Annotated in this window: 9 protein-coding genes; 4 read left to right on the top strand and 5 right to left on the bottom strand. The window is 65.1% G+C overall.

Annotated elements, in window-relative coordinates; translation table 11 throughout:
- Positions 1-64 precede the first annotated feature (64 nt).
- Entirely contained in the window at positions 65-1,396 is a 1,332-nt protein-coding gene (locus A9762_RS14950) for an MORN repeat-containing protein (RefSeq protein ID WP_170836247.1), read from the top strand.
- A 93-nt stretch (positions 1,397-1,489) separates the two neighbouring features.
- On the opposite strand, the gene A9762_RS14945 is transcribed toward A9762_RS14950, so the two are convergent.
- The 3 genes from A9762_RS14945 to A9762_RS14935 all read right to left on the bottom strand — a co-directional run bounded on the left by A9762_RS14945 (position 1,490) and on the right by A9762_RS14935 (position 7,877).
- Positions 1,490-4,957: a hypothetical protein gene (locus A9762_RS14945; RefSeq protein ID WP_069342804.1), complete on the bottom strand. Its 3,468-nt coding sequence runs from the start codon at positions 4,955-4,957 to the stop codon at positions 1,490-1,492.
- A 98-nt stretch (positions 4,958-5,055) separates the two neighbouring features.
- Positions 5,056-6,738, bottom strand: coding sequence for an amidohydrolase family protein (locus A9762_RS14940; RefSeq protein WP_069342803.1), 1,683 nt, complete (start codon positions 6,736-6,738; stop codon positions 5,056-5,058).
- A 290-nt stretch (positions 6,739-7,028) separates the two neighbouring features.
- Positions 7,029-7,877, bottom strand: coding sequence for a Crp/Fnr family transcriptional regulator (locus tag A9762_RS14935; protein ID WP_170836246.1), 849 nt, complete (start codon positions 7,875-7,877; stop codon positions 7,029-7,031).
- Positions 7,878-8,013: 136 nt separating this feature from the next.
- Here A9762_RS14935 and A9762_RS14930 point away from each other — a divergent pair, with 136 nt between their 5' ends.
- The 3 genes from A9762_RS14930 to A9762_RS14920 are packed head-to-tail and all read left to right on the top strand — an operon-like array spanning position 8,014 to position 10,975.
- Entirely contained in the window at positions 8,014-9,660 is a 1,647-nt protein-coding gene (locus A9762_RS14930) for an FAD-binding protein (RefSeq protein WP_069342968.1), read from the top strand.
- Entirely contained in the window at positions 9,657-9,986 is a 330-nt protein-coding gene (locus A9762_RS14925; protein ID WP_069342801.1) for a 4Fe-4S binding protein, read from the top strand. The genes A9762_RS14930 and A9762_RS14925 overlap by 4 nt, the downstream gene beginning before the upstream one ends.
- Positions 9,986-10,975 carry an ABC transporter substrate-binding protein gene (locus tag A9762_RS14920; protein WP_069342800.1) on the top strand — a complete coding sequence of 330 codons (990 nt, stop codon included), beginning with the start codon at positions 9,986-9,988 and terminating at the stop codon, positions 10,973-10,975. The genes A9762_RS14925 and A9762_RS14920 overlap by 1 nt, the downstream gene beginning before the upstream one ends.
- A gap of 62 nt (positions 10,976-11,037) precedes the next feature.
- On the opposite strand, the gene A9762_RS14915 is transcribed toward A9762_RS14920, so the two are convergent.
- Positions 11,038-12,075 carry an alpha/beta fold hydrolase gene (locus A9762_RS14915; RefSeq protein WP_069342799.1) on the bottom strand — a complete coding sequence of 346 codons (1,038 nt, stop codon included), beginning with the start codon at positions 12,073-12,075 and terminating at the stop codon, positions 11,038-11,040.
- A 266-nt stretch (positions 12,076-12,341) separates the two neighbouring features.
- Entirely contained in the window at positions 12,342-13,118 is a 777-nt protein-coding gene (locus A9762_RS14910; protein WP_069342798.1) for an alpha/beta fold hydrolase, read from the bottom strand.
- Between the last annotated feature and the right edge of the window lies 1 nt (position 13,119).

The following is a 13,119-nucleotide window of genomic DNA, read 5'->3' as shown; positions in this document are numbered from 1 at the left end:
GCGCGACGGCATCGTCGTTTATCTTTCGATCCAAACAGATTCAAACAATGAACAGGGGGAAATCATGGCACACGGACACGCGGCCTGTCGCCGCACGCGCTCTTTCATCGGCAAGGCCAGTCTCATCGGCATGCTATTTGCCACGGGAGGCGCATACGCCGCCGATGGCGCATGGGTCGTCACCAACACCGGATGCAAGGTCTGGTCGAACGACCCCGCCAATCCCGAGGTCACCTGGACGGCAACGTGGACGGGGCCGTGCAAGAACGGCATTGCCAACGGTCAGGGCACAGAGGAGTGGTTCCGGAACGGCGTGTTCGATCAGCGGCTGGAAGGCACGCTGACGAACGGCGTGCGAACCGGGACCGGCACCTACACGTGGGCCAGCGGCAATCGCTACGAGGGGCCCTTCGTCGACGATGCCCGCACCGGAAAAGGCAAATTCTTCTGGACGAACGGCGACACCTACGAGGGCGACTTCATCGCCGGCAAACGCACGGGCAAAGGCGTCTACGTCTGGGCGGACGGCAAACGGTATGAAGGCGATATGGTCGATGGCCAGATCACCGGCCAGGGATTCCAGCTTGAGCCCAACGGCAACACGTATCGCGGTGAATGGCAGAACAACACCTTCCACGGCACGGGCATCATCACCTTCGCGTCGGACGGCTCCGTGCGGGCGGGTCAATTCGTCAACGGCAAGATTTTCGAAGGCACGGACAGCAAGGCGGACGGCACGCTGGTGGCGACCTACAGCAACGGCGTGCGTAGCCGTGCCAGCACCGCAAGCGACAGCTCCGGCGTGGTCTCCTTCGTCGCCGGGCTGCTTGGGGCAGCCGCACAGGGCGTCGCGAGCGGCGGCGGGCGCAACGCCGCGCAGTATCAGGCCGTCGCCACGGCGCTTCAGGCGGCGTCAGGGTCGCCGGGCGGCTCTCCGTCGGGTGCAGCAATGCCTTCGGCGCAACCGTCCAGCGGATATAACGCGGCGGCGAGCGCGGGCAATGCCGGCGGCGGCACCCCCAGCGGCCTCGCCGGACGCAAGACGATACCGCCCATCAGCGGTTGTGTCGATCAAGTTCGCATTCCGCGTGGCGCCAAAGGTTACGTCGGCTGGTATGCCGTCGAAACCGGGCTGACCAACAAGTGCGGCTATACGATCAACGTGGCATGGTGCGTCACCGGCCTGACGAACAAGGATGGCAACGACGCCGCCCGCTGCGAGAATCAGTACTCCGGCTTGTTCGGCATTTCCCCCGGCGAACAGATATCCATGCACGTCGACCGGTTCGGTACTTTGGTGACACTCGTGTGCAAGGACCCCGCCATGCCGCTGAACATTCAATGGAATGGCACCCGGTTCTCCGGTCAATGCTATCTCCCGCCGGGTCAGTCCTGATCTCTCCTTCACTTCGCTGCCTGTGATCGCCGAACGTCAGGCGCTTCACGAGCGGCGGACTCCCGGTTCGGAGTCCGCCTCCCCCGCGCCCCGTCAACTGAATCGCAACGACTGTTCGCTGACGCGGTTTTCCACGTTGTGGGTCATGCCCAGCAGCCCGTTGAGCCCCTTCGTATCGCTCGTCGACTGGACGTTCGAGTTGATGATGAAGCGCCCTTCGCGATAAGCGGGGTCGTGGTGAATGCGGTGCATGTCGCGCTCGGCTTCGGCAACGCGCGGCGTGTCTTTCAACTGCCGCGACAGGCCGACGTCTGCCGACAGCAGATTCACCGTGTCGACGTGGGCACCCCACTCCCAATACAGTTGCGGCGCGGCGGTGAGGTCGCGTTGCGCGAGGACTTCCCCGGCGAACTCGCCGAGCACCTGCTTTTCGGTCGCCACGGAGGCGTCCGGCGCCTTGGCGTGGCGCGCCCCGAAGAACTTCTTCGACTTGTCATCCGCGAACCCCTGAAAGTCGGCGGACAGCGCCCCCACGAACGATGCCGGATCGTTGTACGTCGTCACCGCGCAGCTCGTGGGCAATTGCTTGCCGTCGACCAGAATGCGATTGGTCGCACGCGTCTCGCCACACTTGAAGAAGTCCGCCGAACCGGCGCCGACGCGGCCTGCCACCAATTGTGAGAACGCCGATACATGCTCGCCGATCGCGTGAGTCGCCGCCCCGGCGGTGGCCTGCGCCAGATGGTCGGTGACGAGACCGCTGAAGGTTGCTACCGTGCCGTCGACACTCGCTTTGAACGTGTGCGCATCGGCCGTCTTCACTGTTTGCAATGTGCCGGAGAGATCCCGATAGTTCGTCGCGCCGATCTTCATCTGCCCGGACAGCCGCAGATTGGGACCGACGCTGAACTGACCGGCCGTCAGCCCGACGCCGCCGTTCACGCTGCCGGTCGTGGTGTGTGTCGGGCCAGTGATCTCGAAGCGTCCGACCGAGATCCGGTCGCCGAAGGCCTGATACGCCGCCTTGACCAGCGAGCCCTGATCTTCCTTGTTACCCGGGCGCGGTAGTGCCCCGCTGCCGTCATTGCCGGCATTGCTGCCACCTGCCACGTCCAGCAACAACGCCACGAGCTTCGCCTTCTGCTCCGCCAGATCACGGTCGCCGCCCACACCGCCCGAGAGATGACGCGGGAAGCCGAAGACCGCACCTTCGTAATGCACGTCTTCATAAGACTGCTGAAGATCCGCACCTGCCGAAGCCGACACCTTGAATTCCTCAGTGGCCGCGAGGCGCGGACCAATCGAGCCGCCTGCGCCACCTTGCCCCTGCTTTACCGTCGCGACGCCCATGCGGAGGTAGCTGCGGTCCGTGCCAACGCCCGACTCGAACGTCACGTAGCGCTTGCGCCCGCCGCCCAGATCGATGCGCACCGAGCCGGTACCGGCGGTGAGAATGCCGGAGATGATTTCGGAGACGCCGCGCGTGGTGCCTTGCGTGAACCCTCCGTTGGTCATCGAGAAGCCTGAGCCAAGCTCCTCGCCGCGCACCATATCGGCCAGCACCTTGGCGACGTCTTCTCGTGTCGCGCCCTTCATCGACGGCGTATCGACGCTCGGCAACGCGTTGTGCGCAGCAAGGCCGTAGCCCTGCGCGAACATCGCCCAGTCGGGTTGTCCTTTCTGTGCAGTTCCGGAGGGCTTGCCCGCATGGGCCGCCATGGCGGCCTCGTCCGCCGGACCGCCGGCATCCCCCGCCCATTGCAACAAGGCCGCGGGCGTCATGCGTCCGCCTTCCTCGTCGAGCATCGTGGCAACGCGCTGTGCCAGCGTGTCGCCGGTCACCGTGCTGCCGCTCGCCTCCTGACGAACCATGCCCAGTGCGCCGGCGAGTGCGGCGTCCCGCATCTGGGGCGTCGGTTCGTCGCCACGCGCGTATCGCGGCAGGAGCACCGTGTTCGCCTTGACGGCCTGCAACAGCGCGAGCCTGACGACACCGCGCAGCGTCGCGTCGTCCGGCGACGACGTTGCCGTCTTGCCGTCCGCGTCGAGCAACGGGCGACGCTCCGGACCACCGCTTTGCTTCAGTGCGTCCTCAAGCACGTCGATCATGTCCTTGACGGCTCGTCCCTCATGGATGCCACCCTTATGCGACAGGCCGAAGCCGACGTTACGTCCGTCCGGCGAGATGACGGCGTTGTAGGCGTGATAAGGACTCTTGCCCTGATGCAGTCCAAAGCGCTTGAGCAACGACGTCAGCATGTTGCTTGCCCCGCTGCCGCCACTGCGTAATGCGCGGTCGACGTGCTTGCCGCAACTCTTGGCGGCACGCGACTCCACGCGATGGAATTCGCTGGGCGTGCCGTCGGCATTGCGACGCGCGTCGGTCACCATGCCCCCGCGCACCATCTGAACGGCAAACGCACAGCCGTGCTGCTGGGCAACGGCGGGATCGAGTTCGTCATGCAACGCGAGCAACGCCTTTTCGGCCAGCGTCAGGGTGACGCCTGCCGGTGTCGCCGTCCCGGCGCGCCCGGGCCATGCCTCGGCATCGCCAGCGCCACGCGCGGCGCGCACCGCCGTGGCGATCGCGCCTTGTCCATAGATCGCCGCCGGGTCCACGCGATCGCTGCCGCTGGCACGCGCCACCTCGGAAGCCGCACGCAGATAGGCCAGCACCCGACCGCCCTGAGCTTCGGTCAGTGCCGCAGGTCGGCCATCGCCACCCTCACCGTGAGACGTCACCTTATGCAGCAGCGACAGCCCGAGACCACCCTCGACGCTCGCCAGCTTCGCCGCAAACTGCCACCCCATCTTGTTGCCCGGCGACGCACGCTGGAAGTCGGGCGACGGGTGAAGAATGTCGTCGACCACGTGCAAATCCCGCAGACCACTCACGGCATCGACAGCCTTGTCAGCCGACGGGAACGTGAGCGCCAGCGACTTGGCCAGCACGGCCGTTTCCGCATGGCTCAGTTGTGCCGTCTCACGAATCTCGCCGAGCGTAGCGCTCAGACGCTGCTTCTCGGCGGGCGTCCCCTGAAAATGCCGGTCGAGCACGCGCGACAACTCTGCCGGGGAATCCAGCTTCGCGAGCGCGCCGCTCGGTTTCGCTTCAGGGCGTGCGCCTGCCAGCGCGGCATCGGCCATCTGAGCAGCAAGCGTTCGGGGCACGGGGGGCGCGTCCTGCCCCTCATTGCGCACCACACTCTGCATCTTCGGTCGTGCCGACGAGGTGATCGTGTGAAACGGGGTAATCGACTTGCTGGTTTGCGAGATGCCGAAACCGTGCTTGTAAGCCCCCGTCTGCATCTGTGACTTGATGCGACTCAACTGCGCGCGCATGCCGCCTTTGCCCTTGCCGGGCGCCGCCGCATCGTCTGGCGCGGCTCGCGTCGCTTGCCGTCGTTCGTTCAGGCCGTTCAGCCCCGACAGCGACGGCGAGTTCTCGCGGGTATTCCCCTCCACGGCAGGCGCCGACTGGGATGCAGACTTGCTGTCGCTGGGCGCAGCGGTATGGCCGGTCAGAAAGCTGCTGCCCGGCTTCCTCAGTTCGAAACTCACGATTGCCTCCGTATGAGGGCTTGCGCCGCGACGCCCGACAGGCGTCGCGGAGACTTCAGGGGAAAAACAACGTCAGAGATACCAACGACCCGACACGACTACGCGACACGCGCGGCTTCCGCCTCGGCGCGCACGGTGGCGGCGCTCAGCGGTTGCTCGGCGTTCGGATTGATGAGGTGCTTCTCGTAGAAGGCAGGCGTGAGCACCTTCTCTTCGAAGTCGCGCACCTTGGCCCGCGCGCCCGAGATGACGTTCTCGTACGTGTGGTTCAGGATGTTTTCGCGCGCCGGCTGCGACAACTGTCCCAGCACCTCGGTGTACATCTTCTTCGTCTCGTTCCACTTTTCGGTGCTGGCCGGTGCGAGCGTGTCCGAGCCGAAGCAGATACGCGTGCTGTTCTTCTCCAGAAACTCGACCCATGCCGCTTTCGTCTCGGGATTGTTGATCTGCTTCGCGACTTCGCTCCACGAGATGTCGATGAACACGTTCGGACACTTAGCCAGCAAGTCCGTGAGCAAGTCCAGATGCTGTTTGCCTTGCTGCACGAACCGGCCAAGACCGCCGCCGTGCGCCCAGATGATGTTGGTGTCCTTGAGACGCGGATCCGAGAACAACTGACGCAGACCTTCGAAGTTCGCCGGCGCACGGTCCGGTGCATGCTCGTGCTGTGCGTCGGCAATCTGTGCGTGCAGATTGTCGATGTCGCAGTGCAGGACGACCGGCATGCCGACCACCCCGGCCATCTCCAGCAGATTCGTCAGACCCTTGAGCCCGTTACCGCGATTCTGCGTGTTGGACTGCCCGCGCTGCCCGGCGTACATGTCCTCGACGAGTTCCTTGTGGACCGTGATTTCGCCAATGCCGGTGAACGTGCCCTTGTTGTGATACAGCTCCGTGAGCAGCTTGGTGCCGCCACGCAGATCGCCGAGATTCATCCCGGTAATCATCGGATCGAGTCGACTGCGTTCGGCATCGGTCAGGCCCGCCTTGGCGATCTCGCTGGCCAGATGGCTGTTCACCGCCGTATCGAGATACAGCTCGCCGCGCTGGACGATTTCGTCGATCAGCCCCGGATTCTTCTTGAAATCGTCGATGGACAGCGGCTTGCCGCCGTTACGCGCCATCTCGCGCGCCTGAATGTCCTTCGGCACGTAGTAAGACTCCAGGCCGCAATCGTGCAGCGCATCGCTGCCATGGTCGTGACCGTCCACCGCGCTCGTACCGCCTTCACGCACGAACGCCGACGGATTGATGGCCTGCCGGTTGTCTTCCAGAATTTGCAGCGACGTCGGAATCTTCATCATCGTCGTCGACCGAATCCCGATCTCGTCCATCATCGTCAGCATCTGGCGGGGCATGAGCCCTTGCTGAACGTAGTTGGTCGGATGCATATGGCTATCGGTATGCGGCTCGTTCCCCATGGCGTTCGGCATCACGAACTGCGGCGGGCCGAAGTGATTCCCCTTCACTGCGGTGCCGTCCGGCAACGTCATGCCGGATGTGGGCAATGCCGTCGCCACGAGACGATCGGGACGCACGCTGCCGTCACCGAACTTCTTTTGCGGCAGCACGATCTGACGCGGCCCCGCGCTTTTCGCCGAGGAAGATAGCCCGCTCGTCAGGCGCTTCTTCAGGCCAGCCAGACGGCCGTCCTTCGATGGCGCAGTGGGCGTTGAGCGTGGCGTGGGCTGCGAGGTCGATGCGCCAGCCGACGTGGATCCTGCGTCGGGGCTATGTGTGGCAAGGCTGGTATCGCGAGGGCTCAGTGCTGTCTTTTTCATGGAATGTCTCGGTCACAGAATCTTCTGGTTTTTCATGCCTGCGAAACCAATGTATCGATTCTCAACTCGCTCGCTGCACAGCAATCCGAAGCTTTTGCGCACGACACGAACGGCGACCGGTATTGGGGCGAGATGCACCGATTGCGCCGCCTCACGAAGCGCTCCCGGGCACCGGGGCGGTGCCTTATAGCTGATCCCGCGCTTTAGGTAGAAGAAATCACGCGAAACACTGTCGGGTAGACGACAGATCGCGCTCCCCGCCTGCTTCCACAATGACCCTGTCGCGTCGGTCAGGCCCCGGCCTCGCTGCCCTCGCTGATCGCCCGCAGCGCCTCCATGTCCAGCAACGTAATCCGGCCGTAATGGACCCGGACGAGTTGCCGGTCGAGAAACCAGCGGAACTCCCGGTTCAGGTACTGCCGTGAGGCCATCAGCAAGGCCGCCAGGTCTTCCTGCGACAGCCGCAGGTTCAGGGTGATGCCCTGTGTGCCCTGCGTGTCTTGTGTGTCCTGCACGCCGTAACGCCGTGCCAACGCGAGCAACTGGAACGCGAGCCGGGCACGGAAGGACATGAGGCTGTGCCGGCCGAGGCGGTCGTGCAGACCGCGCGCCCGGGCGGCGATCAGGCGCAGCAACGACGCGGTAAGCGTCGGATCACGTGCGAACTGGGCGTTGAGCGCCTGAGCGGGAATATGAAACAGACGAGTCAGTCCGCGAGCGCGCTGATGGTGAACCGATGTCTCGCCGGTAAGGACCGCGATGAAGTTCGCGACTTCGCCGGGGGGAATGAAGTCTTCGACGGCGCGCCCGCCGTCGGGGCTGGTCCACTCCCATTCGAGCACGCCCGAGAGGATGACGTGAATGTCCGGGCATGGCTCGCCCGCTGCGTAGATGAGCGTGCCGTCGGGATACGTCTGCAAGTAGCCCGCCTCGATCAACGCGCCGAGGACATCGTCGGACCAGGTTTGCAAGGCGGCGTTATTGCGAAAGGCTGTCCAGACGATCTCGCGCTGGCGCACGGAGAGATCGCGTCCATGGGATCGCAACGGCAGATGAGACGCCGCCTGAGCGGCAATGTCCTGCCCGGTATTGGCATAGCCCGCAGCGGGTGCGGGAGAAGGCGCGGTAGATGACTGCATGGCCTGCATAGCACCGTAGGTTTTGTTTTGGGGGAAGAAACAACGGGATCGGACGGAATCGTCCACCGTACCGTGTTTCGTCCACCGTCCTAGCAATGAATCGGCATATGGAAATTCGACTCGGGAGCGAATGGAAATGACGCAGGAAACGACACGACGCAAGGCAACCGACGCCTTCGCGGGAAAACGTCACGACGTGGACGTGCTCATCATCGGCGGCGGCCCCGCCGGCACGTGGGCTGCGATCAGCGCGGCCGCGAAAGGCGCCAGGGTGCTCCTGGCCGACAAGGGCTATTGCGGCACGTCCGGGGCGACGGCGCCTTCGGGGACCGCCGTCTGGTATGTGCCCGACGACGGCCAGACGCGCGAGCGCGCCAAGGCAAGCCGCTTCGAGATGGGCGGACGCCTTGCCGAACACGAATGGATGGACCGTGTGCTCGACCAGACATGGGACAACGTGCAGCAACTGGCCGACTGGGGGTATCCGTTCCCCGTCGACGAGTTCGGTGCGTCGCAACGCACTTCTGTGCAAGGGCCGGAGTACATGCGGCTGATGCGCAAACGCGTGAAGGAAAGCGGCGCGCGCATTCTCGATCACAGCCCGGTGCTCGAACTGCTGGTCGACGACGAGGGCGCCGTCGCCGGCGCGACCGGCGTCAATCGTCAGACTGGCGAGACGTGGCAGGTACGTGCCGGTGCAGTGGTCATCGCCACGGGCGGCTGCGCGTTTCTGAGCCGCGCGCTCGGCTGCAACGTGCTCACCGGCGACGGTCAACTGATGGCCGCCGAAGCCGGTGCCGAACTGTCGGGCATGGAGTTCTCGAACGCCTACGGACTGGGACCGGCGTTCGCGTCGGTCACCAAGTCGATGTTCTACAAATGGGCGACGTTCTACGACGAAGACGGCCAGAAGATCGAAGGCGCGGGTTCGGCGCGTGGGCGCGGCGTCATCGCGCGTGAGTTGTCCACCGGCAAGGTGTTCGGCTGTCTGGATCAGGCCGACGAACAGGTGCGCGCATGGATGCGCACCGCCCAGCCGAACTTCTTCCTGCCGTTCGACCGGCTCGGCATCGATCCCTTCACGCAACATTTTCCCGTGACGCTGCGCCTGGAAGGCACCGTGCGCGGCACCGGGGGACTGAACGTCACCGGCGACGACTGCGCCACGTCGGTCCCCGGTCTCTACGCAGCGGGCGACGCCGCCACGCGCGAACTGATCTGCGGCGGCTTCACCGGCGGTGGCAGCCATAACGCAGCGTGGGCGATGTCGTCCGGTTTCTGGGCCGGCGCCGGCGCTGCGACGTTTGCGAAACACCACCGCCGCGCGACCTCCGCGTCGCTGTACCACACGGGGGGCGTCGCGCTGCAAGAGACTGCCAGGCATGCGGACATCGACAGCGCGCAGGTCATTCGCGCCGTGCAGGACGAAGTGTTCCCGTTCGAGCGCAACTGGTGGCGCAGCGCCGAGCTGCTGGACGATTCGCTGGGACGACTGGACGCCCTGTGGGCCCGCCTGCGGGCCAGTGCCCCGGCGCGCAACGCGCAGGAAGCCGTGCGGGCGCGCGAAGCGGCCGCCATGCTCGCCACGGCACGCTGGATGTACCGCAGCGCGCAGCAACGCACCGAGACGCGCGGCATGCACCGTCGCGTGGAGTACACCGCCACGGACGACACGCAGCACCACCGGCTGCTGAGCGGTGGGCTCGACGAGGTATGGGTGCGCAAGCATCCGGTTGCCGTCCGCGCTTCGCAGAAGCTGGTATTGCAAGGAGTTGCCGCATGATCGAAATCGTCAACGACGCCCGCTGCACCGGTTGCAACATCTGCGTTCGCGCCTGCCCGACCAACGTCTTCGAGGCGGTAGCGGGCGGCATTCCGCGCATCGCCCGGCAGGACGACTGCCAGACCTGCTTCATGTGCGAACTCTACTGCCCCGAAGACGCCCTCTTCGTGGCCCCGCAAGCGGACCGCCCGGCCAACGCAGAAGACGCACAAGTGCTGCGTGATGCCACCTGGGGCAGCTATCGCGACGCCGTCGGCTGGGGACCGGGCCGGCACTCCACCGCGTCGCTCGACGCCAGTTATGTACTGTTGACGAAGGCACATTGATGACGAAAGACACACGACTCGACATATCCCGCACCGGCCGCACCCGCCGCGCGTTCCTCAAGGGCGCCGCGGCAGGTGGTCTGCTGCTCGCGGGCAGCGGCGTTCGCGCCGCGACGGGCAACGGCAAGACATTGCGCTTCGGTGTGATCGGCCCGGCGCGGGCGCCTGCCGCCCCGACGGGCTACGCCCTCGATCGTGGCTATCTGCTGCGAGAGCTGGCGCCGCTGGGCTTCACCAACGTCCGCTTCGACATGTTCTCGAACGGTCCCGACCTGAACGAAGCGTTCTTCTCCGGCACGCTCGACGTCGGCATATACGGCGACACACCTGCGGTCGTCGCGCGCTCGCAGGGGCTCAAGGCGCGACTGATCGGTTTCGAGGAGATCGGGCTGGCCGCCTGGCTGCTGACGCCGCGCGGCGGCGTGGCGAATGTGAAAGCACTGGAAGGAAAGACCGTCGGTGTGCCGCTGGGCTCGTACATCCACCGCTATCTGCTCGGTGTCCTCGACGGCGCGGGGCTCAACGGCCGTGTGCGTGTCGTTCATATGTTAGGACGCGACGCAGGCGCCGCCCTCGAACACGGTGCCATCGGTGCCTATGCCGCGCAATCGGACCTCGGGCCGACGCTCGCCGCACAAGGCTATCCCGTCATCGACAAAGCGACGCAGCATCCTGAACTGCTCGGATCGTCCGTCATCGTGGCGTCGAACGATCTGCTGAGTCGCGCGCCGGATCTGCCTGCCGCATGGAACCGCGCGCGACGCTCGGCGCTCGCCGACATCACGCGCGACCCGGCGGCCTATTTCGATTTTCACCAGCGCACGAGCGGGATTCCCATCGAGACGATCAGGATTTCGCATCCCATCGCCAACTATCCGGTCGACGCGATCCCGCCATCGGGGATTCAGCTCCTCGATGGCGTCAAACGCTTCCTGCTCGGCGGCCGGCTCATTCGCAACGACTTCGCGCTGCAACAGTGGCGCACCTGAGCATGGCGGCCCGACCGCCGCGTCCATCGCGGACGATGCGGTCGGCACCCCCAAGGCATCTCTTACAGTGAGACGACTTCCAGGATCGCGTCGGCGAACGCCTTCGGCGCTTCCTGGGGCAAGTTGTGACCGGTGCCGCCGCCAACGTCGATGTGCCGGTACTTGCCCGTGAACTTCTTCGCATAAGCCGCCGGGGCCGGATGCGGTGCACCGTTCGCATCGCCTTCCATCGTGATCGTCGGCACAGCAATCGTCGGCGCGGTGGCCAGACGTTGCTCCAGTGCGTCGAAGCGCGCCTCGCCCTGCACCAATCCCAGACGCCAGCGATAGTTGTGAATCACGATGTCCACGTGGTCGGGGTTATGGAACGCCGCGGCCGAGCGGGCATACGTCGCGTCGTCGAACTGCCATTTCGGCGAGGCCAGTTGCCAGATCAGCTTGTTGAACGCGTCGGTGTTGGCGGCGTAGCCCTTCGCGCCACGCTCGGTGGCGAAGTAGAACTGATACCACCATTGCAATTCGGCCTGCGGCGGCAGCGGCACGGCATTGCCCGCCTGACTGCCGATGAGATACCCGCTCACGGAGACCATCGCCTTGACACGTTCGGGCCACAAGGCAGCGACGATGTTCGCCGTGCGCGCGCCCCAGTCATAACCGCCGAGAATGGCCTGATCGATCTTCAGCGCGTCCATCAACGCGATGACGTCGGCGGCGACCACTGCCTGCTGACCGTTGCGCGGCGCGGTGGCCGAGCGCAGGCGGGTCGTGCCGTAGCCGCGCAGATACGGCACGATGACGCGATACCCCGCGGCGGCCAGCAACGGCGCCACGTCCACATAGCTGTAGATGTCGTACGGCCAGCCATGCAGAAGGATCACGACCTTGCCGTCACGGGGACCGGCTTCGGCATAGCCGACATTCAGGTCGCCTGCGTCGATCTGACGAATCGCCTCGAACGACGTATGTCCGCCGACCGAGCCGGACGCAGCGTTTGACGTGGCGGCATTGGCCAGTTGCGATAACCCGAGTTCCGCGAGGGTAACGCCCGCGAGCGTGGTGCCAAGAAGACGACGACGGCGAAGATTGACCGGATCCGACATGACGATTGACCTCTCTGAGTGATATTTCGGCGTGTGCGCCGGGGGTGGCGCCGTACACATTTCCGAGATCGGTTCGATCTTTGCCGGAGAGTGCCGGAGCGCGTACCCGTAGTTATATCGGTGAGTTCAACGTCATTTATGTCCGAATGTATCTGCCCGGACAGGTGACACAGAGCGATTCAAAAATCCCGGGATTGGCTGACAGGACGGCCGCTTTACGTCGTGCGGCCGTCCTGTCATCCACGTCTGGCCGTGATTAGATCGTCTTACTTGACGCTGGCTACGGCATCCAGAATGACCTTGGCGACGTCGGCCGGACGCGACTGCTGCGGCACGTGGCTCGTCGGCAGCTCGGTCACCTTCGCGCCGATCTGGCGAGCCATGATGCGCTGTGCTTCCGGGTTGATCATGCGGTCGTTCTGGCTGATGACGAACCACGACGGCTTCTGGTGCCACGACGCCACGCTCAGCTTGTCGCCGAACGCCGCGCCCTTGATCGGGCCCTGCGTCGCTGCCATCACGCGGGCCTGTTTGGCCGGCACGTCCTGCGCGAAATACTTGGCGACATCGGCCGGCGGCAGGCTCAGCCAGCCGCTGGCGTCGGCCACGATATGGTCAATGCCCGGGGCCTTCGGCAGGTCCTTCGAGAGCGTTTCGACGGATTGACCGGCGTCCGGCGCGAAGGCGGAGACGTACACGAGGCTTGCCACCTTGTCGTCTTTACCCGCCTCGGTAATGACGGCACCGCCCCACGAATGGCCCACCAGTACGACCTTGCCCGGTTGGTTGTCGATGGCGCGCGTGGCAGCGGCAACGTCTCCCGCGAGCGAGTCGAGCGGATTCTGCACCGCCGTGACCTTGACGCCCTTGTCCTGAAGGATGCCGACGACCTTTGCCCAGTCGGAGCCGTCGGCGAAAGCGCCGTGCACGATCACGACGGAAGGGGCGGCGTCGGACGCTGCGGCGGGTGCGGCCTGCGCGGCGGCGGCGCCCAGAAGTCCAGCGCTCAACAGCACGGCGGCGAGAGTAGAATGGCGGTTCATC

Source organism: Pandoraea sp. ISTKB, assembly GCF_001721285.1.
Classification (GTDB): domain Bacteria; phylum Pseudomonadota; class Gammaproteobacteria; order Burkholderiales; family Burkholderiaceae; genus Pandoraea; species Pandoraea capi.
This window is presented reverse-complemented; position numbering and strand designations above follow the sequence as displayed.